The organism is Streptomyces sp. NPDC088354, assembly GCF_044753585.1.
Classification (GTDB): Bacteria; Actinomycetota; Actinomycetes; order Streptomycetales; family Streptomycetaceae; genus Actinacidiphila.
Genome location: NZ_JBIVNJ010000012.1, coordinates 75,905 through 98,068, shown reverse-complemented (window position 1 = coordinate 98,068; position 22,164 = coordinate 75,905). Strand labels below are relative to the sequence as shown.

Here is a 22,164-nt window from a genome sequence, read left to right as displayed (position 1 = left end):
GAAGACTTCCGATCTCGAGAATCCGACACTGGGCATTCACCTCACGTTTCCGTTCCAGCCGGGCCCATTGCCGAGCGATCAGCACATCTCCCGGCATTCCGGGCATCGCTTGCTGTCCTGTTCACGTGGAGTCGTGGTGATTTCCGGCCCATGGTTCAGATCTGGACCACTGGCCGAAAAGGAACCCGTTCAGGGCGTGGCCGTTGACCGGTCGCACACGGCGGGAAAAGATCGCGGCCGACCTTGATCGCTTTGATGAGGGAGGGGCTTCGCATGGTCAAGTCGAGGAACCGGATCGCCACCGTGCTCGCGGCGACCGCCGTGGCGGTGGGTGTGTCCTTCGGGGCCGGGGCGGGTGCCGCCACGGCGGCGCCGCGGCTCACCTACACGTGGAGCAGCTATGACAACGGCGAATCGGTGGTTCTCTACCTCTACGCCGACGGCGACTACGCCGGCTACGTGAACTGGAACGCGGACCCCGACTCCTTCGGCACCCCCGGGGACGCGCTGCGGGCGCATGACGACACGGCCGACGGGTGGGGGATCGAGGGGAGGGTGCTCAGCGCCCAGGTCTACCGGACGGCTTCCACCCGGGGGCACTCCTCCCCCTACACGACCCCGTGGCAGACCGGCGACATCACCGAGGGGCACCGGATGCTGCTCGACGCCTGCCTGGTGAAGGGCTCCGAGGAGGTCTGCACCGGGTACGACACGTACGTGTACGCGTAGGTGTGACGGGCGCTCGGCCGTCAGTCCCGCGCGACCCGGATGATCGTCCTGCCCGTGACGCGGCGCCCCGGGGCGAAGGCGGCCGCCGCCTCCGTCAGCGGATGGACCTCGCCCACCCGCACCACGAGGCGGCCGTCCCGCAGGCGCTGCGCGAGGTCCGCGAGGCGGCCGCGGTCGGGTTCGACGACGAAGAACACGGCGCGGCCGTCCGCGGGCCGGACGGTGGGCGGCTGGGCGATCGTGACGAGCGTGCCGCCCGCGCGTACAAGGGCGGTCGAGCGGTCGAGGATGTCGCCGCCGATCACGTCGAAGACCACGTCGACCTCGCCGGCGTCCTCCGGCCAGCCGGCCCCGAGGTCCAGGAACGTGTCCGCGCCCAGGGCCAGGACGGCGTCCCGGTCGGCCAGCCGGCCCGTGCCGATCACGCGGGCACCCGCCTCCACCGCGAGCTGCACCGCGATCGAACCGACGCCGCCCGCGGCGCCGTGGATCAGCACGGTCTGGCCGGCCACGAGTCGCGCGTGGTCGAACAGGCCCTGCCAGGCGGTCAGTCCGGAGATCGGCAGCGCTGCCGCCACCGTGTGGTCGATGTCCGCGGGAAGCGGGGCGAGGTTGCGGGCCTCCACCGCGACGTACTCGGCCAGCGAGCCGTCGCGGGCCCAGTCGGTCAGGCCGAAGACCCGCTGGCCGACCGTGAGCCCGGTGGTTCCGTAGCCGAGCCCCTCCACGACACCCGAGACCTCGTGCCCGGGCACGCTCGGCGTGCGGTCCCGGCCGGCCCGGTCGGACCACGTCGCGGGCCAGTCGAGCTCCCCGCGGGTGAATCCCGCGGCGTGCACCCGCACGACGACGTCGTTCTCGGCGGCGTGGGGGTACGGCAGGTGGGTCAGGGTGAGTCCGCTGACGCCGGCGTCGCGGTCCGAGACGGTGATGGCTTGCATGGTGGTTCCCCTGTCCGGTTGCTGAGAGGAGTGCGTGTGTCGATCCCCGTCGGCGGCCTGCGGCGACCGGCATGGACGAGGGCCGTCAGGGAGAGGGCCCCGACGCATCCGATGGAGACAAAACTGGTGGTTCTCAATCCCCACGAGGGCATGAGGAAGCCGGCCGCGAGGGACGGCAGGCTCAGCGCGAGGTAGCTGACGACGTAGACGGCCGAGAAGGCCTGGGACCGCGAGTCCGCGGTGGTGGTCTCCGCGATGGCGCCGAGGTGGCCGTTGAACGTCAGGCCGGCTCCCAGTCCGGCCGGCACGGTCCCGCACCAGAAGGCGACCGGCGAGGCGCTGGCGACGGCCGCAGCCAGTCCCGCCGCCCCCAGGGCGAGGAAGGCAGCCCCCAGCAGCGTGGCCGAACGTGTCGTGCGCCGGACGGACCACATGCCTCCGACCGCGCCGGCCAGGAACAGCAGCGCGATGTCGAGCCCGCCCGCGGCGCCCCAGGTCACGTGCAGGACGCCGCTGACCAGGGAGGGGGTCAGCGCCAGGAACAGCCCCGTGACGGCCCAGCCCGCGACGAGAGCGGGCACGGCGGCCAGGAACCGGTGCCGCGCCCCCTGCGGAACCCGCACCCTCGGGCGCAAGGAGGCGCGCAAGGAGCCGCGCAGGGAGGCCCGAAGCGAGCCCGCTCGCGGCACGGCCGTCTCGGGGATGCGGAGGACCAGCACCGCGAGCACCAGCAGGACGACGGTGAGCACGGAGAAGGCGTACCGGTCGGGGCGCGGCACGAACTGCGCCAGCAGTCCGGCCACCGCGGCACCGGCGGCCAGCCCGGCGTTCGTGCCGACCGCCGTCACCGTGGTGCCCGCGTGCGGGCGCCGGGCGGGCGAGAACTCGACCAGCCCCGCGGCCAGGCCGCTCGTGGCCGTCCCGGTGGCGACCCCCTGCACCACCCGCGCGACGACCAGGGACGGAACGCCGTTCGCCGTCCAGAGGACGGCCGTACCGACCGCCGCCAACAGGAGCGCGGCGACCAGGACGGGACGGCGTCCGAGGCGGTCGCCCAGTGACCCCAGGGTCAGCAGGGCGCCGAGCAGCCCCACGACGTACACGGCGAAGACGACCGTCACCATGGTGAGCGAGAAGCCCCAGCGCTCCCGGTAGAGCGGATACATCGGCGACGGTGCGCTCGCACTCGCCGTCATCACCACGGTGGTGACCGCCAGTACGGTGAAGCCGGCGGACCGTCCGGGACGGCGGCGGTCGCGGCCGGGAACCGGTGGTGTCATCGGACTTCCTGGCTTCCCGGCATCAATTCGGCCAGGGCGCGTCGATGATGCGTCCGACCATGCTCTGGCGCTGGAAATCCGGAACAAAGTGTTCCAGGACGTCCGCGTTGATCGTCCCGTAGGTGGTGTCCGGGCGGTCCTTGAGCCCGTCGACGAATGCCTGCAGGAATCCCTTCTTGAATTCCCCGCGCGGATGGGCGGCGACGATCTCGTCCACCTGGTCGCCGTCGAGGCGGTCCAGCCCCCAGCCGAGCACGTCGGTCAGGACACCCTGGTACATGGCGGCCGTCACCGGCCCCATCCGGCCGGGGATCCCCGGTGTCGTGTGCAGCGCGATGGCCGTCCAGACGGTCTCGGCGGCGCTCACGGAGAACCCCCGGTCGAGCAGGAACGCGCGCGCGTGGTCGGCGCCGTCGAGCTCGAAGCGCTGCTCCGTGTCGGAGAACGGGGTCGAGAGCCCGGTGTCGTGGAACATCGCGGAAATGCAGAGCAGCTCCGGATCCGGCTGGAGACCGAGCTCCCGCGCATGAAGGGAGGCGAAGAGGAAAACGCGCCACGAGTGATGGAAGATGAGCGGGCCGGCGGTTGCGCGGAGAAACTCGCCCGCCCCCGCCACTGCCGCGGTGTCGGGAATTTCCACTGCTGCGATGTTGTCGGTCATGATGTTCGCGCTTTCGATGAGACAGCCGAGGCGGTGAGGAGTGGGAAATGCCTCTGTTCTCCACCATGCCGACCGCGCGGCTCCGCCGCCGCCTCGCTCCGGCCAGGAACCACTCGAATCCGGACGCCCGGGGAGCGGGACCGTGAGCTCCGGCACGCATCGGGTCGCGATCCTCGTCTACGACGGGGTCGCGCTGCTGGACGTCGCCGGCCCCGCGGAGGTGTTCGGCGAGGCGAACCGGCTCGGCGCCGACTACCGGGTCGCCCTGCTGTCGACGACCGGTGCCGACGTCGCCTCGTCGATCGGCATCAGGATCGCCGTCGACGGCAGCCCCGCCGGCGAGCCGGATCCCGACACGTTCGTGATGCCGGGCGGCGCCGTCTACCCCAGGACCCCCGTCACGCGCGATCTCATCGAGGCCGCCAAGGAACTGGCGGGCAGGTCCGGCCGGGTCGCGTCGGTCTGCTCCGGGGCGTTCGTCCTCGGCGCCGGCGGCCTCCTGGACGGCAAGCGTGCGACGACCCACTGGAAGGTCGCGGGTGAACTCGCCAGCCGGCACCCGGACATCCGCGTCGAACCCGACGCCATCTACGTTCGCGACGGCACGACGTACACCTCGGCGGGCGTGAGTGCCGGCATCGATCTGGCGCTGGCCCTGGTCGAGGAGGACCACGGTCCCGACGTGAGCCGGGACGTCGCCCGCGCCCTGGTGGTCTACCTGCAGCGTGCGGGCGGGCAGTCGCAGTTCTCCGCGCCCCTGCAGGGCCCGCCGCCCCGGTCCCCGGCGCTGCGCTCCGTCGTCGACCTGGTGACGGCCGATCCCGGGGGGAACCACTCCCTCGCCGAGCTCGCCGGGCACCTCAGCCTCAGTCCCCGCCACCTCAGCCGGCTGTTCCGGACGGAGTTGTCCACCACCCCGGCCCGCTACGTCGAGTCGATCCGGTTCGACATCGCGAAGGCGCTCCTCGACCAGGGGCACACCGCGACGCACGCGGCGTCCCTGGCCGGGTTCCCGAGCTACGAGAGTCTCCGGCGGGTCTTCGTACGGGAGTTGTCCATCAGTCCCGCCGCGTACCAGCGCCGCTTCAGCACCGCCCGCCGCGGCGGGTAGTACCGGCGGGCGCATCCGCCGTACCGAACCGCCGCAAGGAGCCGTAGGCTCACCCGCCGTGGCTGTGCGGGATGAGCAATCGACCGGGGCGCGACGGGACTTCGGCCGCCTGTGGGGTGCCTACGCCGTGAGCGCGGCGGGGAGCTCGATCGGTTCCGGGGCGCTGCCGTTGGTGGCCGTGGTGGCTCTGGGCGCCTCCGCGTCCCAGGTGTCCCTGCTCGCGGCGCTGTCGGCGGTCGTGGCGGCCGCCGTCACCCTGCCCCTGGGGGTCCGGATCGAGCACCGGCGGAAACGGCCGGTCATGGTCGCGGCCGATCTGCTCCGGTTCGCCGTCCTGATCAGCGTTCCGGTCGCGGCGGCCCTCGGTGTGCTCAGCTTCGTCCAGTTGTGCCTGGTCGGCATCGTGCAAGCGGCGGCGGCGATCGCCTTCGGGGCGGCGAGCACCGCGCACCTCAAGGGGCTCGTCGCGCCCGGGGACCGGCTCAGGGCCGCCGCGCGGTTCGAGTCCACCGACTGGCTCAGCATGAGCGCGGGGCCGCCGGTCGGAGGGCTGCTCGTCAGCGTCTTCGGGGCGACGTTCTCGATGGCCGTCGACGCGGTCTCCTTCCTGCTCTCCGCCCTGGGCGTCCGCCGGATCCGGCACCCGGAGCCGGAACCTCCGCCGCGTGCGCCGGCCTCCGGGCGGGCTCGCGAACTCCTGGCCGGCTGGCGTTGCATCGTCCGGCACCGGGGACTGCGTCCGCTCTTCTGGAACGCCATGCTCTTCGGTGCGGCCATCATGATGAGCAGTCCCCTGCTGGTCGTCCTGATGCTCCGTGAGCTGCACTTCACGCCGTGGCAGTACGGTCTGTCACTCGGGTTGCCGTGCCTCGGCGGTGTCCTCGGCTCCCGGCTCACCGCCCCGTTGGCACGCCGGCTCGGCGTGCGCCGGGTCCTGCTGCTGTTCGGCGTCCTGCGGACTCCCTGGCTCGTGCTGATCGCCTGGGTGCCGTCCGGGCCCGCCGCGCTGGTGGTCCTCGTCGCGGCCGACACCTGCCTGCTGGCGGCCGCCGGAGTCTTCAACCCCTCGTTCGCGACCTACCGCATGTCCGTGACGGACGACCGCCTCATGGTCCGCGTGGTCACGGCGTGGTCGGTCGGCGCCAAGACCGCGCAGCCCCTGGGGATGGCGCTCGGCGGAGCCGTCGCCGCCCTCGCCGGGGTACGCGTGGCCGTCCTGCTCGCCGGTGTGCTCTGCCTGGCCAGCACCCTGCTCCTGCCCTGGCGCGCCTTCCGGTCCCCGGACGCCGCCGGCGGGGCCGGGCACGAGCAGTCGGCGGCGGACTCCGTCAGTCCCTGAACGGGACGCCCGTTCACTTCGCCCCGGGCTGCCCGGGCTGCCCGGGCGCCCGGGGCGGCCCTGCCGGGCCTCCGGGGGCGTCGTTCCGCATCCGGCCGTCCGTGGTGAGCGGGGGCGCGGGCAGGCGGGGGAGGTAGCAGCGCCGGAAGAGGTCGCCGGTGAACTCGCGGCGGCTGCGGACGCCGGCCTTGTCGAAGACTTTGCGCAGGTGGTCCTGGACGGTGTACTCGGCGATGCGCAGGGCGCCGGCGACGTCCGCCGTCGAACGGCCGAGCAGGACGTGCTGGGCGACCTCGCGTTCGCGCGGGGTGAGGCCGTAGGCGTCGAGCACGATGGCGGTGAGCTCGCCGGGGTGGCTGGGGGCCAGGCTGACGTAGGTGAGCATGCCGGCGGCGTCGGGCGCGTCCGGGGCCGGTTCGCGCCAGGCGCTGAGGGTGATCCAGTGGCCGGTGCGGGTCAGGGCGCGGGACTGGACGTGGGCGCCGGGGCCGGCCGCGCGGGCCCTGCTGATCAGCGCCGTGAGGGTGAGCGGGTAGGGGCGGCCCGTGCCGGGGTGCGACTCCTGGATCAGCGCGAGCCAGCGTTCCGCCGTAGCGGTGCGCAGCCGTGTCCCCTGGTCGTCGTCGAACGCGAGCAGCCCCGCGGCGTCGGGTACGTCGCCGCGGTCGATGCCGGACAGCAGCAGCGAGCGGCGCAGTGCCTGGGTGGCCGGGGCACTGAAGGAGTCGGCGAGGGCCACGTCGGCGGCCGTGAAGGGCGCCGAGCCGGGGGCCCGGCACAGCACGAACAGCCCCCAGCTGCGGTTGCCGTGGCGCAGCAGGACGCGCAGTTCGTCGGCGAGGCCGGTCGGGCGCAGGATGTCGCGGTAGTAGACACTCTCGTCGAGCCGGCCGCCCGTGGACTGGCTGAGCAGGCTCGCGCAGCCCGGACGGCGGGTCAGCGCCCGCAGGTTGTCGACGCCGGTCTGCTCCGTGTGCTCGATCTCGAACAGCCGCGGCATCACCGCCTGCGGGAAGCCCTCCTCGTGGCGTCCGCCGGTGTCGAGGAGGGTCGCCGGGTCGAGCATCACGGCGCACCACACGTCCGCCCCGACGGCGCCGAGCAGCGTGTCGGCGGCGGTCCGCAGGACGTCCAGGGCGCCGGGGCGGTCGGTCCCGCGCAGTCTGCGGGTCAGGTCGTCGGCGAGGGCGGCGCGTGCGGCGGGGGTGGGCTGGGCCGCACGGGGGCGGGGGCGTGAACTCGGGCCAGGGCGGGGAGCGGTGGTCACGGCAGCAGGCTAGGCGGACCCCCAGACATCTGGGATGGGATTGGCACAAATGCCCGCGTAGTCTGATGTCCCGTTCGTGGCCGTGCGAGGGGGCGCTCCGGCGCCGCGCGGCGTACGGACGGGGTGGGGCACGGGGGTTCGGGGGACACGGGGGCACGGGGGGCACGGGCGCCGCGTCAAGGCGCCCGTGCCCGTACGGAATCACGGGTGGCGTCGGGGGAAGGGCGCTTGATGGCGGGCCGGTTCGGCTCGGACGGGGCGGGGCTCGCCGCCCGCGGCACCATCAGTGGCAGCGCGACGCGACGACGTGGGCGGCGTCAGCGCCCGCAGCCCCTCCGCGGATGCCTCGCAGAGCCGCTCCCCCACGCCGCGTCGCGCACGGTCGCTCCTCACCGACGAACGGCCCGACACCTCGCGCGCCCCCGGCTCCGGCGTGCCGCACGGCCGCGGGCGCGAGCCGCCATGCACCGTCACCGTCACCGCCGGCTCGGCCTCACCGGCACTCAGCGGCACGACGGTCGAGGGCAGTCGGCGTCTCCGCGCCGCATGGGGGTGATCGCGCGGCGGTCGTCCTGCGCGGGCCGGGCTTCCGGGTATAGGTTAGGTTAGGCAACCCTAACCAATTCCCGCGAGTGGAGATCCGGATGCGCAGCATGTTCCACACCGCCCTCGCCGCGCCCGTGCGGCCGTCCAGCGCCGAGCGCATCCGGTCGGTCCTGGCCTCGGCGCACTCGATGACCGTGGTCACCGGCCACGGCCGCGCCGAGGTCTCCCGGCCCACCGCCGCCGACCTGGCCGGGCACCTGCATCTGCACCCCCTGGACACGGCACTCCCCCGCCCCGAATCCGTGCCCGCCACGCTGGAGTTCACCGACGTCGCGCCGACCCCGGTCCGCGAACGGGTGCGCGCCCGCGTCACGGTGACGGGCCGGCTGGCCGCCCCCTACCGGGCCGACGCGGCCGACAGCCAGTGCCTGGAGTTCGCCCAGGCGGTGCTGGAGACCGAGGACGGCCGGAGCACGGTCGCACTGGAGGAGCTGGTCGCGGCGGCGGCCGACCCCCTGGCCACCTGCGAGGCGGGCATGCTCACGCATCTGGTCGACGACCACCAGGAGCTGGTACCGCTGCTGATGCGCCTGGTGCGGCCGGTGCCCGCGCCCGGCGCGCAGCGCGTGCTGCCCCTGGCCGTCGACCGGTACGGGATCACCCTGCGCATCGAGTACCCCCGCGTCCACCGCGACGTCCGGCTGCCGTTCGCGTCGCCGCTGGACAGCGCCGACCAGGCCGGGGGCCGGATCCAGGCGCTGCTCAGCGGGGCGCGCCGCTCCTCGCACCTCGGTCATCCGATGCCGGGGTGGTGAGCGGCGGCGCGCCGGGAGACCGTACGGCTTTGCCGACCTGTCACATCGGCCCGGCCCGCTGCGTCATCACACCGACGGAACACGGCACAGGAAAGGGACCGATGGACGTGCTGCGGGCGGACACCGGGGCGGGCCCGCCCGGACTGTCGGCGCAGACGCACGGGGCACGCACGGTGGCGGGCCGGGCGATGCTGTTCCGGCGGTTCGCCCCGTACACGCGGCTCGCGCTGGTCAACGGGACCTACGGCATCGTCACGGCGCCGGAGGGGCGGCTGACGGCGGTCATGAGCCTGACGATCACCGGTGGGCGGATCGTGGAGATCGACATCCTGGCCGATCCGGCGCGGCTGGAGGGACTGGAAGGGCAGGAGTGGCTGCGGCTCGCCACGTTCGATTAATAGCTCACTTGTTCGGATGAGCGGTTACGCTGGACTCATGACCGCACCACTGCAGGGTTCGCTCTTCGACCAGACCGACGACATCCGTCTCGGTCCGCTGGACGGCGTGCGGCGGACGGTCCTGGGCGCCGGTGCGTGGATCGACCTGCTGCCCGGCTGGCTCCAGGGGGCCGACGCGCTCTTCGAGGAGCTGGCCGGCTCCGTGCCGTGGAAGGCCGAGCGGCGGCAGATGTACGAGCGGGAGGTCGACGTCCCGCGGCTGCTCTCGTACTACGGGGAGGGTGCGGCGCTGCCCCACCCCGTCCTCGACGAGGCCCGGGCCGCCCTCGACGCGCACTACGCCCGCGAGCTCGGCGAGTCGTTCGTCACAGCCGGGCTCTGCTACTACCGCGACGGACGCGACAGCGTCGCCTGGCACGGGGACCGCACGGGGCGGTCCGCCACGCACGACACGATGGTCGCCATCCTGTCCGTCGGGGACCCCCGCGATCTCGCGCTCCGTCCGCGCGGCGGCGGCGCGGCGGCGATGCGGCTGCCGCTCGGGCACGGCGACCTGATCGTCATGGGCGGTTCCTGCCAGCGCACTTGGGAGCACGCGGTGCCCAAGAGCACGCGCGCGGTGGGTCCGCGGATCAGCGTCCAGTTCCGACCGCGCGGCGTGCGCTAGCCCGCGCGCCAAAGATCCTCCCCGGCCCCGGCGAGCCCGTTCGGGCCTTCGCCGGGGCCCGGTCGCGGCCGCTCCCGACGCCCCGTCGGAGCCGTCGCCCGGCAGGCCCGGCGTAGCCGACATCACATCCCGCCCCGTACACCCGTTCGCCCACACTGGGCAGTCGACCCAGCCGACAGCAACCGGAGAACGGGCGGAGACACATGGGGCAGATCCGAATATCCCGGCGCGTCACTGCCGCCTCGATCGTCGCCGGCATGACGGTTCCCCTGGCCGTGGCGGCCGGGGCCGGCAACGCCGTCGCGGCGACGCCGCAGGTGACCTGCGCCTCGGGGAAGGCCGGGCTGGCGGCGAAGCTGCAGCGGGACATCACGGCCTCGCTCAAGGGCAGGACCGCCCTGACCGCGCTGTCCCTGCACGACCGCACGACGAACACCGTGTGCACGCTCCGCGCGGACCAGCGGTTCGACTCCGCCAGCACCGTGAAGGTCACCGTCCTGGCGACGCTGCTGTGGGACGCGACCAAGCACGCCCGCTACCTGACCGCGCGGGAGACCGGCCTCGCGAACAAGATGATCACACAGTCGGACAACGACGCCACGTCCGCGTTGTGGAAGCAGCTCGGTCCGACGAAGATCAAGGGTTTCCTGTCCGCAGCCGGGATGAACCACACGGTGCCGGGGGCGGGCGGCTACTGGGGCCTGACCCAGATCACGGCCGGCGACGAGCAGAAGCTGCTGGACCTGGTCACGGCGCACAACCGCGTGCTCAACGACAACGCGCGCACCTACACGCTCAAGTTGATGAACCGGGTCATCGCCTCGCAGCGCTGGGGCACTCCCGCGGGCGCTCCGGCCACCGCGGTGGTCCATGTCAAGAACGGCTGGCTGTCCCGCGCCACCCACGGCTGGCGGGTGCACAGCCTGGGCGCCTTCACCGGCGGCGGCCACGACTACAGCGTCGCCGTGCTCACCCACGACAACAACACGATGGCCTCCGGCATCTCCACGATCGAGGCGGTGGCCCGCGCGGTCCACAAGGACCTCAGCCCCGCGGGGTGACAGCCGTGCGGGCAGGCGCCCGCCGACGGCGGGGCCCCTGCCCGCACGGTGGCGGACAGGGGCCCACAGGTCGTACCGACGGCGCTACTTGAGGCCAAAGGCGCGGATCACGGTCTGGCTCACGGTGTTGCCCTTGGCGTCCTTCGCGGTCGTGCGCAGGCTCGCGAAGCGGGCCTTGGACGGCGCGTTGAGCGACGCCGTCCAGACCGCGCCCTTGTGGCGCGCCGTGGTCCGGTGCCAGGTGGCGCCGTCGTCGTAGGAGACGTCCAGGGTCACCGTGCGGATCGTGCCGCCGTCGGTCACGCCCTTGAGGTGCGAGGGGGTGACGGACACCGCCGACCGCCTGCCCGCCCGGCCGGACAGGTCGGTGGCCACCGCGTAGTCCAGCTGGATGAGCGGCAGGGGGGACAGCACGGTGTAGTCCGTGGTGCCGGAGGTGAATCCCCAGTCGGTGCGGGTGCGGGTCGAGTACGGCCGGCCGGGCAGGTTCCGGTTCCCCTCGACCACCAGGCGGTAGGGAAGCCGTTCGGTGGGCAGGCCCTCGACGGAGAAGATCCCGTCGTTGGCCGTCTCACCGAGCAGTTGGGTGCCCTGGTAGAGCGAGACCTTCGAGGTGTCGCCGTCGGCCCAGACGACGCCCGCGTGGCCGCCGGAGTCGCCCCAGGCGCTGATCGACGACGGGCTCATGACGTCGCCGACCCTGAACGGGGCGGTGTGGGTGGAGTCGTTGAGGAGCCGCGGGTGCACGACGGGGGCGAACCAGGTCTCCCGGGAGGTACTGCGCGGCTTGTACGAACGCGGCGTGCCGCCCTGGCCGAGATCGCTCATGCCCGCGCCCGAGACCCAGCTGACGCCGGGCCCGGCCGTGACCCACGAGGTGAGCGTGCCCTGTGCCGGGACCGGGACCGAGCGGCCGAGCATGGCCCAGAGGCCGTCGACGGACAGGTCGTCGCGGCCTTCGACCGCCTCTCCCTGCTTGGTGTCGCGGAACGCCTCGTCGATGCGGGCGAGGTCACCCGGACCGGGCCGGTAGGTCAGCGTCCGCGGGATCGCGCCGCTGTAGTGACGGACCAGGTCGTACACATAGCGCGGGTGCGGGTGCGAGACGACCTTCAGCTGTCCCTTGCCGGGCCAGAGAAGGCGCAGGCGCAGCCGGATGCTGTCGTCGGTGCCGAGCGAGGCCACCGGCAGCGGGGCCGCGTCGGGCAGGTCGGCCCACGCGTCGAGCGTCCCGTAGCCGTCGTTGAGGATCAGCAGCAGCTTCGCGCCGGCCTTCGCCGCGGCCGCGGCCTGGTCGGGGGCGGACACGGTGTCGCTGCGACGGACGACCGCCACCTGGCCGCGGACCTTGAGCTTGGCGAACTCCGCGGCCGAGCCGTTCCCGGCCCAGACGGGCCGGTACGAGCCGCTGCCCTCGGGCAGCACGGGGGACAGGCTCTGCACGACGGCGCTGCGGTAGGTCTGGGACCCCAGCGAGAGCGTGAGCGGCGGCTGGATCTGCCGCCAGCGCGTGGCGAAGGTGTACGAGCCGTGCGTCACCTTGGGCGTCGGGGCCGCCCAGAGGCTGTCGTACCGCCAGTACTCCGGTGAGTAGCTGTCCACGAACGGGAACAGGTCGCCGTACGACCGGTACTGGTCGACCCTCATGAAGCTGTTGGCGGTGGGCTGCGGGGTGAGGGCCGCGGCCTTGCGGAGGTCGGCGGCGTCGAAGCGGATCGAGCGGTCCATGCTCAGGTCGATCTGCGGCGCGGAGAACACACCGTAGCCGAGCGTGTGGGTGCCGTCGATGCCGGGGACGTCGGCGTACATCCAGGCCGCGTAGGTGCTGGGGACCAGCCTGAGATCCAGGGTGCCGGTGGCGTCGACGGTGTACACCTTGGGAACGGTGTCCCGGTCGACGTCCTTCAGCACGATGGTGCCGGGCAGACCGCTGCCCTTGCGGTCCTTCGCGGTGACCGACAGCTTGACGCGCCGGCCCTCCTTGTTCACGCCGATCGGCGTACGGGCGAGGACCGCGCCGTCGGGGCCGGCCGCGGTGAGCTGGCCGGTGTAGGCGGCGTTGTCCGCGGCCAGGTCGAGGTGGGTGACGACACCGACGGTGGCGGTGCCGTGCGCGGGCACGGTCAGCCGGCTGTCGGTGAGGGTGAACAGCCCCGCGGGGATGTCGTCCGCGATCAGGCCCAGGTCCAGCGTGACCGGTTCGGCGGCGGTGTTGGTGTAGGTGACGTCCCTGCGGACCGTCTGGCCGGGCGTGTACGGGTAGTGGACCTGGGCGAACGCGGCACCGGAGGCGATCACGGTGGCCTTCACGGCCGCGGCGATGTCGAGCCGGCCGCTGCCGCCCTGGTAGGGGCTGTACCGCCGGGTGCTCGCCGTGGTGCTGACCAGCGCTTCCTTGAGCTGCTGCCCGGTCCAGTCGGGGTGCTTGGCCGCCAGCAGGGCGGCGGCGCCCGCGACATGGGGCGTGGCCATGGAGGTGCCGCTCATCGTCTGGTACGCGCCCTCGCCCTCGGGGGCGTACTGCGAGCGGGCCGCGAGGATGTTGACACCGGGGGCGGTCAGGTCGGGCTTCACGGCGTTGTCGCCGACGCGCGGACCGCGGCTGGAGAACTCCGCCAGCTGGTCCACGCCCTTGCCCGGGCCGTTCACCGCGCCCACCGTCAGGGCGGCGTCGGCCGCGCCCGGCGCGCCGATGGAGTACGGCACGGGGCCGGAGTTGCCCGCGGCGATGACGAACAGCGCCCCGGTCTCCGCGCTGAGCTCGTTCACGGCCTGGCTGAGCGGGTCGGTGCCGTCGGTGGGGGCACCGCCCAGGCTCATGCTGACGATCTTCGCGTGCTGGTCGCGGACCGCCCACTCCATGCCGGCCAGGATCCAGGAGTCCTGGCCGCTGCCGTCGTTGTCCAGGACCTTGCCGATGTGCAGCGAGGCACCCGGGGCGACACCCTTCTCCTTGCCGCCGGACGCGGCGCCGGTGCCGGCGACCGTGGAGGCGACGTGGGTGCCGTGGCCGTGCCGGTCGGTGACGTCCTGGCCCGGTACGAAGCTCTGCGACGCGGCGATCCGGCCCGCGAAGTCCGGGTGCGCGGCGTCGATGCCGGTGTCCAGGACGGCGACGTCCACACCCTGCCCGGTGTCGCCGCCCTGCCAGACCTCGGGCGCGCCGATCTGCGCGGTGGTGTCGGCCAGCGTCGCCTTGGCCTTGCCGTCCAGCCACACCTTGGCGATGCCGCCCGTCAGCCGTCCGGAGGGCTGGGCACCCGCCGCGCTCTTGGCGGCGCCGCCGGTGAGGGAGGACCAGAAGTCGCTCGCCCGCGCGTGCTCGGCGGATATCGCGGCGCCCTGGATGCTGCTGAGCGTCAGGGTCTTCCGCGCGCCGTCCGGGGTCTTCGCGCTGCGGGCGCGGGCGGCGGCGTCGGTGTACGTGACGATCAGCGGGAGCCCGTCGCTGTGGCTGTCGTCGTAGCCGTCCTTGAGCAGTTCGCTGACGTTGAACAGCCGCTCGTCGAGCGCGCCCGACGCGATCCAGGGCAGCGCCTCGTCGGGGTACACGTAGGTGTCGGGGCCGACCGACATGACATGGGCGCCGCCCGGCCTGCCCTGCGGATCCGACACGGTCGCGGTGGTGCGGCCGTTGCTGACGGTCACCTCGACCTTGTCGCCGGTGATCAGGGTGACGGTGCCCGCCGCGTCGGGGCGTGCGGCGGTGGACGCGGCGAGCCCGGTGGACGCGGTGGCCGGCGTGGGAGAGGTGCGGGTCTCGGCCGAAGCGACCGGCCCGGTCGCCGTCAGCGCCACGAGGACGGAGACCGCGACGGTCAGCCCGCGTCTGGGGGACGGAGGTGTGCGCAAGGGAACCTCAAGAGGCTAGGCGTGCGAAAGATGTGCGTAGTCAGCCATCCTTTTGCCTCGCTGTAAAGAAGAGGTCATGTCCCTTGAGTGCCAATGTCCTCAACTGGACAGGAGCCGGTTCCCCCACGGCAATTCCCGCGCTTTGTTACGAACATATTGACCCGGAATGACGTGTCGTCAATTCCTTTTCCAATGCGGAAAGTTGTCTGAGCAAATAGTCTGAACTGCGAGAACGGGAGGAATCGCCGCCCCACTCAGACCCAGTTGCGGCGCGCGGCCGCGACGCCGGCGCCGAAACGGTTGGTCGTCCCCAATTCCGCGTAAAGGTCCTGAATACGCCGGCGCAGCGTCCGTGACGAGATCCCGAACTGCCGGGCTATCGCCTCGTCCTTGACACCGGCCGCGAACAGCGCGAGGAGATTGCGTTCCTCGTCCGTGGGCCTGCGGTCCTCCCCCTCCGGGAGAGGGGCCGGGGAGGGCGGCGGCTCGCCGGGGCCGGGGGTGCCGGCCAGCGGGGAGGCGGCCGCCCAGTACCGCTCGAAGAGTTCGGCGAGTGCCTCCAGCAGCGGGGGCGCCTCGGTGTAGAGGCACTCGGTGTTCCCGGTGTCCAGGCTCAGCGACACCATCGCGGCCGACCGGTCGGCCATGGCGAGCTTGATCGGCAGCGTCGGGATGATCCTGGCCTCCTCCCCCCGCGACACCAGGCTGCCGAGTTCCTGCCGGTCGCCGTCCGCGACGAAGCTGGCGGCCGCGTAGACGGCGCGGACCCGCACGCCGCGGCCCACCGCCGCCTCGTCGATCGGCGCGTTGGGGACCAGCAGGAACGGCGGCCGGTCCAGGCAGCAGATCTCGGCGCGCGCGGCCTGCTTCAGCCGGTAGTAGCGGTCGCCGACCGTCTCCGGCCCGCTGATCACGAGGGTCCCGTGGCCGCCGTTCCTGGCCCGCTTCGCGGTGTCGAAGAGCGCGCCGAGCGCGCCCGCCGCGTCGCGCACCAGGGACAGCTGCCGTTCGCGCGACTCCACCAGCGCGCGCAGCGCGTGCCGGGGGTCGACGGTGAGGAACTCCCCCGAGGTGCGGCGGCTGACCAGCCCGAAGCGGTGCAGCCGCTCCAGCAGCGCCAGCCCTTCGGAGTACGTCACCCCGAACGCGGCCGCCACGTCGTCGACGGTCCCGCCGCCGCGCGCCAGCAGGTGGCGGTAGGCCTTCTCCGCCTCGGAGTCCACCCCGACCAGATCGAGCGGCGCAGCGCCCTCCATCAGAACCCTCCCAGTCACCGACCGCCGCCCCCGAAGCCGGTCACGAACCTAACAAGCCATCGCGGCGGCCGGAAACCGATTCTCGCCCCTCGGACCTGCGCCTAGGTGGCCGCGTAGCGGGCGGACTCGCGCGAGAAGTCGAGGAAGCCGCGGGCCCAGGCCTGGATGCCGTCGGTGTAGCGGCGGACCGCGGCGCGGCGGGAGGCCGTGGTGGGCTGGGCGCGCAGGGCGCGGCCGGCGGCGGTGAGCTCGGCGACACGGAGGGTGTGCAGCCGGCGGGCCTCGGCCACGGCCTCCCGCAGTGGCAGCCGCCGGTGGTGGCGCAGGACGAGCACGAGGTTGGCGGTCTCGCCGCTCGCCAGTTCCTTGTCGAGCGAGAAGAGGTCGTTGGTCCAGCCGATGACGTCGGCGGCTGCCTCGCGCAGTTCGCGGCAGGCGGGCGCGGACCACTCGGCGGGCGTGAGCTCCGCGTCCTCGGCGTACTCGATGAGGTCGAAGAACCAGCCCGTGGCGCCGGAGACCCGCCGCCAGGCGGCGTAGGCCTCCGGGGTGAGCACGGCCCGGTCGGCGCGCTGCCGGAGCATGTCCTGGTTGGTGCGCAGCCAGGCGATCAGGTGGCCGCCGAACCGGTCGCGCCAGGCCGGCCCCATGCCCGCGCCGATCCGCGGCACGACGTCGGCCAGGGCGCGGACAGCAGGCTCGGCCGGTGCCGCGGCGGCCGGTGCCGCGAAGGTGACGGTGCGGACCATGGCGTCCAGTTCGGCGTGGACCGCCGCCGGGTCCCGCGCGTGGGCGTCGCTGCGGTCGTCGACGGCGAACATCCACAGGGTGAGCCGGGCCAGTTCGGTGAGCCGGTGGGCCGGCGCCCAGGGCCACACATGGGCGGCCATCGTCGCGTGGCGTTCGCGGCGGGCCTGCTCCGCGGTGCGTTCCGACAGCAGTCCGGTCCGCAGCGCCCAGGCCGCGACCTGCGGTTCCACCGTCCACAGGGCCGGGTTGAACGCCGAGGGCCCCGGGATGCCGAGCCCCGCCGCGGCCGGGGCCGGCACGGTGCCCGCGCGGGCCTCCGGTGCCGGTGTGTGCGTGCATGCGTATGCCGTCGCCTTGTCCATCACGTGCCCCCCTCCCGGCCCGGACCGCGGGCCAGGAATGCTTTTCGGCCGTCCCCACCGACCGGCTCATACCCGCGCCTTGACGACGGAACGCCGGAATCACCCAGGAAAAGCACGGGCTTTGGCCATGAATTCCGCGCAGCGGACCGGGACCTCGCGACCCGCTCCCGGAACGCTCCGGTGGCCCCGAACACGCCGTGGCACGGGGGACGTTGACGGAACCCGGCCCGCACCGGCGCCCGCGGCGCCGGGGCGCCCGGCGCGGACGTGGGGCGGAGCGGGGGGCGACGGGAGAAGCGGACGGCCGGGTTCCGACGGTCGGGGAGAGGTTCCTCCAAGGGAATCGGGATGTCCTGTGTGACGGCTGTGCAGACCCGCGTCCGGCCTTGCCGGTCGCGCAAACGCCTCGGAATACTCAACGGCGTTGCTTGGCGTGGACATGTATTCCTTGCGGGACGCGGCGCCGGTGACCGGAAGATCTCCCGGGTGCGCGGCAGCCGAGCGGACCCGTCCCCCCACTGGAGGTACTGCACGTGAAGCACCGACGCATATCCAGGTGGAAGGCCGTACTCGCCGGCAGCGGGGCAACCGCCGTGCTGGCGGCGGCGATCCTGCTGCCGCAGGCCGACGCGGCGACCTCGCCGGCCCCCACCTCCGAGGCCGCCCCGAGAACGCTCGGCGCGGCGTCGGCGGCGACACTGGCCGACCGCCTCGTGACGCGACTCGGCGCGGCCGACACCGCGGGCTCCTACTACGACGCCGGTACTCGCCGCCTGGTGGTCAACGTGCTGGACGGCACGGCCGCCGACACGGTCCGCGCGGCCGGAGCCGTGGCGAGGACCGTCGGCAACAGCACGGCCGAACTGCGCTCCGCCACCCGCACCCTGGGCGCGAAGGCCCGCGTCCCGGGTACGGCCTGGGCGATCGACCCGCGCACCGACCAGGTGGTGGTGACCGCCGACGCGACCGTCTCGGCCGCGGGGATGGCCCGTCTGGACAAGGCGGTGGACGCCCTCGGCGCCGGTACGGTCCGGGTCCACCGCTCCAAGGGTGCGTTCAAGCCCTTCGCCGCCGGTGGCGACGCGATCTACGGCTCGGGCGCCCGGTGCTCGCTCGGCTTCAACGTCGTCAAGGACGGACAGCCGTACTTCCTCACCGCGGGCCACTGCGGCGTCGCCTTCACCAGCTGGTCGGACTCCTCCGGCGGCCCGGAGATCGGCTCGGTGGAGGCGGCGACCTTCCCCGGCCACGACTACGCGCTGGTGAAGTACACCGACACCGGCGTCGCCCACCCCAGCGCGGTCGACCTCTACAACGGCTCCACGCAGGCCATCACCGGCGCCGCCCTGCCGGCCGTCGGCCAGGCGGTGCAGCGCAGCGGCAGCACCACCCGGGTGCACAGCGGCACGGTCACCGGGCTCGACGCGACCGTGAACTACCAGGAGGGCTCGGTCTCCGGCCTCATCCGGACCGACGTCTGCGCCGAACCGGGCGACAGCGGCGGCGCGCTCTTCTCCGGCAGCACCGCCCTCGGCCTGACCTCGGGCGGCAGCGGTGACTGCGCCGGCGGCGGGGAGACCTTCTTCCAGCCGGTCACGGACGCGCTCCAGGTGTACGGGGCCGACATCGGCTGACACACGGGGGCGGCGACGGTGCCGGGCGATCCCGCGGGGGGACGCCCGGCACCGTCGCGTGCGCGGACCGCCCGAAATTCCCGCGACAGCCACCGCGCGCCGGTGTTAGCTTCCGGCACCATGGACCCGCTCACCGAGACCGAGATCCGCGACGCCTTCGTCAACTGCTCCAAGGGCGAGGCGCGCCGGGCCAACCTGCCGCGCGACCTGGCCGAGCTGCCGTGGGCGGACCTGGACTTCCTGGGGTGGCGCGACCCCGGGGCCCCGGACCGCGGATACCTGGTCGCCGAGCGGCACGGCCGCATGGTGGGCCTGTCGATGCGCGCGCCGTCGGCCGCCCGCAGGAGCCTGCTCAGGACGAGCCTGTGCTCCATCTGCCTCACCTCGCACGCGAGCTCCGGCGTCGACCTGCTCGCCGCACCGAAGGTCGGCCCCTCGGGCCGCCAGGGCAACACCGTCGGCACCTACATCTGCGCCGACCTGGCCTGCTCGCTGTACGTGCGCGGCAAGAAGACCTCGGCCCTGGTGCGGCGCATGGAGGAGACCCTGACGCCCGAGGAGCGCGTGGAGCGCGCGCGGGCCAATCTGGCGGCCTTCCTGGACAAGGTCTTCGACGGCGCGCAGGCGCCCGCCTGACCGGGCGCGGGTTCCCGGCCCTGCCGGGGCGGTCCACGTCAGCGGTGAGATGGGACGGGTCCCGACGCGGGGCGGCCGAAGCGCGGCGCGGACATGCGCGCGCCCGGCGGGCGGCCGGTACCGGAGGGCGCCGCGGGAGTGGTGCGGGGGGCGCGATCCGGCCGGACGGGGCCCGACGGGCGGCGGTGTCCGGGACGGCCGCCACGTCGTGGCGACCGCCGCCGCGGATCAGTGCGGCCTGGCGCGCGAGGGCATGTCCGGTCGTTGGTGCCCTCCGGTGGCGAGCATGCGGACCTCTCCGCGGTCGCTGATCTCGGCCTGCACGATGCCGGTGTCGTCGCTGTAGACGGGGTGCCCGCCGGCACCCTTGCGCTCGGTGCGCCGGACGACCACGGTGTCACCGGAAACGGGGAACGTGAGTTCGTACGTTTCGGAGTGGGACATGTGGGGAACCTCCTGTCTCCGCACCTTATGACCATGTATGCCCAGAGAATCACTCCCCAATGACACCTGCTGTGACGTAGGCCGATGCGCCCCGGCGGCGGCGTGCGGGATCATGGACCGTCGTCGCACGCCGCACGTCCCAGGGGGGAACCCGCATGTCGCACCTCACCCACATCGCCGCGCCGGACGGCGTCGCCCCGGGCAACGGCTACAACCACGTCGTCCTGGGAGAGGGCCGCCTCGTGGCGGTCTCCGGGCAGATCGCGCTGGACGCCGACGGCGAGGTGGTCGGCCCCGGCGATCCGGCGGCGCAGGCGCGCCAGGTGTTCGCGAACCTCGGGCGCTGCCTCGAGGCGGCCGGGGCGGACTGGGGGGACGTCGCCAAACTGACCTTCTTCGTCACGGACGTCGCCGTCCTGCCCGCCGTGCGCGAGGCGCGGGACGCCCACATCGACACCGCCCGTCCCCCGGCCAGCACCGCGGTGCAGGTGGCCGCCCTCTTCCGGCCCGAGCTGCTGCTGGAGGTCGAGGCGCTGGCGATCGTCCGGAGCACACGGGACGCACGGGAAGCCGGCGAAGCAGGAGACCGGTCGTGACGCTCGTTCCACGGCGGTTCGACCCGGCGGCGCCGCCCCCGGACCCGGCACCGCCCGGGCCCGGCGGGCCGCCCCGGCTCTGGCTGGTGGACACCGCCGCCACCGCGGTGGCCGCCGCCCGGCTGGCTCCGGACGTGCTCGACGCCGAGGAACGGCGGCGCGCCGCCGCGTTCCGCTTCGACCGCGACCGGGACGCCTACGTGTCCGCTCACGTGGCACTGCGCGTGCTGCTCGGCGGCTACCTCGGCACGGCGCCCGGCGCCGTGACCTTCGTCCGCGAGACCTGCCCGACCTGCGGCGGCCCGCACGGACGGCCCGCGGTGCCGGCGGGCCGGCCGCACTTCTCGCTCTCGCACACCCGGGGGCTGTCGCTGCTGGCCTTCGCCGCCGGCACGGTCGGGGCCGATGTGGAGGAAGTGCCGGGCGGGGCGGCCGCGGACGGCGTGTGGCAGTCGCTCCACCCCCGCGAGGTCGCCGAACTCGAAGCCCTCGCCGAGCCGGAGCGCGCCCTGGCCTTCACCCGCGCCTGGGTCCGCAAGGAGGCGTATCTCAAGGCACTGGGCACCGGCCTGTCCCGTGAGCTCTCCGCGGACTACCTGGGCACCGCCCCGACGCCGTCGCCCGGCCCGGCCGGCTGGCGCGTCCACGACGTCGCCGCGGGAGCGGACCACATGGCCGCGATCGCCGTCCGCGAGGACTGACACCGTGCGGCGGCCCGGGTGCCGCGTGCCGTCGGACGCCGGCACCCGGGCCGCCGGGGCCGGTCAGCCGCGGGACTTGCGGGCCAGGGCGAGGAAGACACCGCCCATGATCAGTGCGGCCCCCGCGATGCCGCCGATGGCGGTCAGGACCGTCTCGCGCCAGCCGGTGTCCGCGAGCGCCGGAGCGCCGGAGGTCGCCGCGGCCGGCGCGGCGGTGGAGGCGGCCGCCTCGCGGATGAGGCGGGTCACCGCATCGGGGTGGGAGATCATCGCGACGTGCGAGGAGTCGACCTCGACGGTGTGGGAGCCGGCGCGCCGGGCCTCGTAGCGTTCCAGGGCGGGGTTGATGGCGTGGTCCTCTGTGGCGACCAGGGCCCAGGACGGCACGGTCCGCCAGGCCGCGCCGGTCGCCCGCTCGGTGAAGGCCGTCATGGCGATCGGCCGTTGCTCGGCGGCCATCAGCCGGGCCTGCGCCGCGGGGAGGTCGGCGGCGAAGACGCTGTGGAAGCTCGCGTCCCGGATGTAGATGTCGACACCGCTGCCCGCGGCGTCACGGTAGGGCACCGTGCGCTGGACGCCGCTGAGCTGGGCGGCCGGGAACTTCGCGCCCAGCGCGGCGAGCGTCTCGCCCCGGTCCGGCACGAGGGCGGAGACGAAGACCAGGGCCTTGACGTTGGGGTTGCCGGCGGCCGCCTCGCTGATCACGGCGCCGCCGTAGGAGTGGCCGGCCAGCACGATCGGGCCCTTGATGCTCCTGAGCACGCCGGCGATGTACGTGGAGTCGTTGGTCAGGCCGCGCAGCGGGTTGGCGGGGGCGATCACGTCGTAGCCCTCGCTCTCCAGGCGGCGGACGACCTCGTCCCAGCCGGACGCGTCGGCGAAGGCGCCGTGCACGAGCACCACGGTCGGCTTGCCGCCGCCCGTGCGGCCGTCGCCGGGGACCGCGGAGGCGGCGACGGGCCCGGCGGCCAGGGCCGCCGCGGCGAGCACCGCGGTCAGGGGTGCGGCCGTGCGTATCCGGCGCGGGCGGGGCGGGGTGCGGGGGATCGGTTCGGTGTCGATGTCCATGGCGGCGGCGTCCCTGCTTTCGTGGAGGGAAGGGAGGTCGCCTTCCAGCG

Annotated in this window: 20 protein-coding genes; 11 read left to right on the top strand and 9 right to left on the bottom strand. The window is 73.7% G+C overall.

The annotated features are described in order from the left end of the window. Positions 1-273 precede the first annotated feature (273 nt). The gene (locus tag ACIP98_RS19790; protein ID WP_319659996.1) at positions 274-729 is read left to right on the top strand and encodes a hypothetical protein; all 456 of its coding nucleotides are present in this window, start codon (positions 274-276) and stop codon (positions 727-729) included. Between the two features lie 20 nt (positions 730-749). Here ACIP98_RS19790 and ACIP98_RS19785 read toward each other — a convergent pair whose 3' ends face one another. The 3 genes from ACIP98_RS19785 to ACIP98_RS19775 are packed head-to-tail and all read right to left on the bottom strand — an operon-like array spanning position 750 to position 3,611. Next, positions 750-1,670, bottom strand: a complete 921-nt coding sequence (locus ACIP98_RS19785; RefSeq protein WP_401977070.1) for an NADP-dependent oxidoreductase — start codon at positions 1,668-1,670, stop codon at positions 750-752. Next, complete coding sequence (locus ACIP98_RS19780; protein ID WP_401977069.1) at positions 1,616-2,950, bottom strand: MFS transporter; 1,335 nt, start codon at positions 2,948-2,950, stop codon at positions 1,616-1,618. The genes ACIP98_RS19785 and ACIP98_RS19780 overlap by 55 nt, the downstream gene beginning before the upstream one ends. Before the next feature lie 22 nt (positions 2,951-2,972). Next, complete coding sequence (locus tag ACIP98_RS19775) at positions 2,973-3,611, bottom strand: HD domain-containing protein (protein ID WP_319659999.1); 639 nt, start codon at positions 3,609-3,611, stop codon at positions 2,973-2,975. Between the two features lie 142 nt (positions 3,612-3,753). Here ACIP98_RS19775 and ACIP98_RS19770 point away from each other — a divergent pair, with 142 nt between their 5' ends. Continuing rightward, positions 3,754-4,722 (top strand): GlxA family transcriptional regulator, encoded by a 969-nt coding sequence (locus ACIP98_RS19770; RefSeq protein WP_319660000.1) that lies wholly within the window; start codon positions 3,754-3,756, stop codon positions 4,720-4,722. Between the two features lie 58 nt (positions 4,723-4,780). Next, positions 4,781-6,061: an MFS transporter gene (locus ACIP98_RS19765; protein ID WP_401977067.1), complete on the top strand. Its 1,281-nt coding sequence runs from the start codon at positions 4,781-4,783 to the stop codon at positions 6,059-6,061. Positions 6,062-6,074: 13 nt separating this feature from the next. Here the strand turns inward: ACIP98_RS19765 and ACIP98_RS19760 are convergent, their stop codons facing one another. Next, positions 6,075-7,328: a helix-turn-helix transcriptional regulator gene (locus ACIP98_RS19760; RefSeq protein WP_401977066.1), complete on the bottom strand. Its 1,254-nt coding sequence runs from the start codon at positions 7,326-7,328 to the stop codon at positions 6,075-6,077. Between the two features lie 644 nt (positions 7,329-7,972). On the opposite strand from ACIP98_RS19760, the gene ACIP98_RS19755 reads away from it, so the two are divergent. The 4 genes from ACIP98_RS19755 (at position 7,973) to ACIP98_RS19740 (ending at position 10,815) form a co-directional block, all read left to right on the top strand. Then, positions 7,973-8,689 (top strand): DUF2470 domain-containing protein, encoded by a 717-nt coding sequence (locus tag ACIP98_RS19755; RefSeq protein WP_401977065.1) that lies wholly within the window; start codon positions 7,973-7,975, stop codon positions 8,687-8,689. A gap of 101 nt (positions 8,690-8,790) precedes the next feature. After that, positions 8,791-9,087, top strand: coding sequence for a hypothetical protein (locus ACIP98_RS19750; protein WP_401977064.1), 297 nt, complete (start codon positions 8,791-8,793; stop codon positions 9,085-9,087). A 37-nt stretch (positions 9,088-9,124) separates the two neighbouring features. After that, positions 9,125-9,754, top strand: coding sequence for an alpha-ketoglutarate-dependent dioxygenase AlkB (locus ACIP98_RS19745; protein ID WP_319660003.1), 630 nt, complete (start codon positions 9,125-9,127; stop codon positions 9,752-9,754). A gap of 257 nt (positions 9,755-10,011) precedes the next feature. Then, a complete protein-coding gene (locus tag ACIP98_RS19740; protein WP_401977063.1) occupies positions 10,012-10,815 on the top strand; it encodes a serine hydrolase in 804 nt (267 codons plus the stop codon). An 84-nt stretch (positions 10,816-10,899) separates the two neighbouring features. Here the strand turns inward: ACIP98_RS19740 and ACIP98_RS19735 are convergent, their stop codons facing one another. From ACIP98_RS19735 to ACIP98_RS19725, 3 genes are all read right to left on the bottom strand, one after another. Then, the gene (locus tag ACIP98_RS19735) at positions 10,900-14,667 is read right to left on the bottom strand and encodes a S8 family serine peptidase (protein WP_401977062.1); all 3,768 of its coding nucleotides are present in this window, start codon (positions 14,665-14,667) and stop codon (positions 10,900-10,902) included. Positions 14,668-14,921: 254 nt separating this feature from the next. Beyond that, on the bottom strand, positions 14,922-15,923 hold the full coding sequence (locus ACIP98_RS19730) for a LuxR family transcriptional regulator (protein WP_319660006.1): 1,002 nt from the start codon (positions 15,921-15,923) through the stop codon (positions 14,922-14,924). A 101-nt stretch (positions 15,924-16,024) separates the two neighbouring features. Beyond that, a complete protein-coding gene (locus ACIP98_RS19725) occupies positions 16,025-17,035 on the bottom strand; it encodes a hypothetical protein (protein ID WP_401977061.1) in 1,011 nt (336 codons plus the stop codon). Between the two features lie 533 nt (positions 17,036-17,568). Here ACIP98_RS19725 and ACIP98_RS19720 point away from each other — a divergent pair. Together ACIP98_RS19720 and ACIP98_RS19715 are read left to right on the top strand one after the other, a co-directional pair. Continuing rightward, positions 17,569-18,669, top strand: a complete 1,101-nt coding sequence (locus ACIP98_RS19720) for an alpha-lytic protease prodomain-containing protein (protein ID WP_401977060.1) — start codon at positions 17,569-17,571, stop codon at positions 18,667-18,669. Positions 18,670-18,789: 120 nt separating this feature from the next. Beyond that, the gene (locus ACIP98_RS19715; protein WP_319660009.1) at positions 18,790-19,305 is read left to right on the top strand and encodes an FBP domain-containing protein; all 516 of its coding nucleotides are present in this window, start codon (positions 18,790-18,792) and stop codon (positions 19,303-19,305) included. Positions 19,306-19,533: 228 nt separating this feature from the next. On the opposite strand, the gene ACIP98_RS19710 is transcribed toward ACIP98_RS19715, so the two are convergent. Next, the gene (locus ACIP98_RS19710) at positions 19,534-19,749 is read right to left on the bottom strand and encodes a DUF6296 family protein (RefSeq protein WP_319660010.1); all 216 of its coding nucleotides are present in this window, start codon (positions 19,747-19,749) and stop codon (positions 19,534-19,536) included. 155 nt (positions 19,750-19,904) lie between these two features. Between ACIP98_RS19710 and ACIP98_RS19705 the strand changes: the two genes are divergently transcribed. Together ACIP98_RS19705 and ACIP98_RS19700 are read left to right on the top strand one after the other, a co-directional pair. After that, a complete protein-coding gene (locus ACIP98_RS19705; RefSeq protein ID WP_401977059.1) occupies positions 19,905-20,345 on the top strand; it encodes a RidA family protein in 441 nt (146 codons plus the stop codon). After that, on the top strand, positions 20,342-21,046 hold the full coding sequence (locus tag ACIP98_RS19700) for a 4'-phosphopantetheinyl transferase superfamily protein (protein ID WP_319660012.1): 705 nt from the start codon (positions 20,342-20,344) through the stop codon (positions 21,044-21,046). The genes ACIP98_RS19705 and ACIP98_RS19700 overlap by 4 nt, the downstream gene beginning before the upstream one ends. A 63-nt stretch (positions 21,047-21,109) precedes the next feature. On the opposite strand, the gene ACIP98_RS19695 is transcribed toward ACIP98_RS19700, so the two are convergent. After that, complete coding sequence (locus ACIP98_RS19695) at positions 21,110-22,114, bottom strand: alpha/beta fold hydrolase (protein WP_401977058.1); 1,005 nt, start codon at positions 22,112-22,114, stop codon at positions 21,110-21,112. Positions 22,115-22,164: the final 50 nt, after the last annotated feature.

Coding starts and splice junctions, on each gene's coding strand:
- ACIP98_RS19790 (WP_319659996.1), top strand. CDS start 274: ATGGTCAAGTCGAGGAACCGGATCGCCACCGTGCTCGCGGCGACCGCC.
- ACIP98_RS19785 (WP_401977070.1), bottom strand. CDS start 1,670: ATGCAAGCCATCACCGTCTCGGACCGCGACGCCGGCGTCAGCGGACTC.
- ACIP98_RS19780 (WP_401977069.1), bottom strand. CDS start 2,950: ATGACACCACCGGTTCCCGGCCGCGACCGCCGCCGTCCCGGACGGTCC.
- ACIP98_RS19775 (WP_319659999.1), bottom strand. CDS start 3,611: ATGACCGACAACATCGCAGCAGTGGAAATTCCCGACACCGCGGCAGTG.
- ACIP98_RS19755 (WP_401977065.1), top strand. CDS start 7,973: ATGCGCAGCATGTTCCACACCGCCCTCGCCGCGCCCGTGCGGCCGTCC.
- ACIP98_RS19750 (WP_401977064.1), top strand. CDS start 8,791: ATGGACGTGCTGCGGGCGGACACCGGGGCGGGCCCGCCCGGACTGTCG.
- ACIP98_RS19745 (WP_319660003.1), top strand. CDS start 9,125: ATGACCGCACCACTGCAGGGTTCGCTCTTCGACCAGACCGACGACATC.
- ACIP98_RS19740 (WP_401977063.1), top strand. CDS start 10,012: ATGACGGTTCCCCTGGCCGTGGCGGCCGGGGCCGGCAACGCCGTCGCG.
- ACIP98_RS19730 (WP_319660006.1), bottom strand. CDS start 15,923: ATGGAGGGCGCTGCGCCGCTCGATCTGGTCGGGGTGGACTCCGAGGCG.
- ACIP98_RS19725 (WP_401977061.1), bottom strand. CDS start 17,035: ATGGACAAGGCGACGGCATACGCATGCACGCACACACCGGCACCGGAG.
- ACIP98_RS19715 (WP_319660009.1), top strand. CDS start 18,790: ATGGACCCGCTCACCGAGACCGAGATCCGCGACGCCTTCGTCAACTGC.
- ACIP98_RS19710 (WP_319660010.1), bottom strand. CDS start 19,749: ATGTCCCACTCCGAAACGTACGAACTCACGTTCCCCGTTTCCGGTGAC.
- ACIP98_RS19705 (WP_401977059.1), top strand. CDS start 19,905: ATGTCGCACCTCACCCACATCGCCGCGCCGGACGGCGTCGCCCCGGGC.
- ACIP98_RS19695 (WP_401977058.1), bottom strand. CDS start 22,114: ATGGACATCGACACCGAACCGATCCCCCGCACCCCGCCCCGCCCGCGC.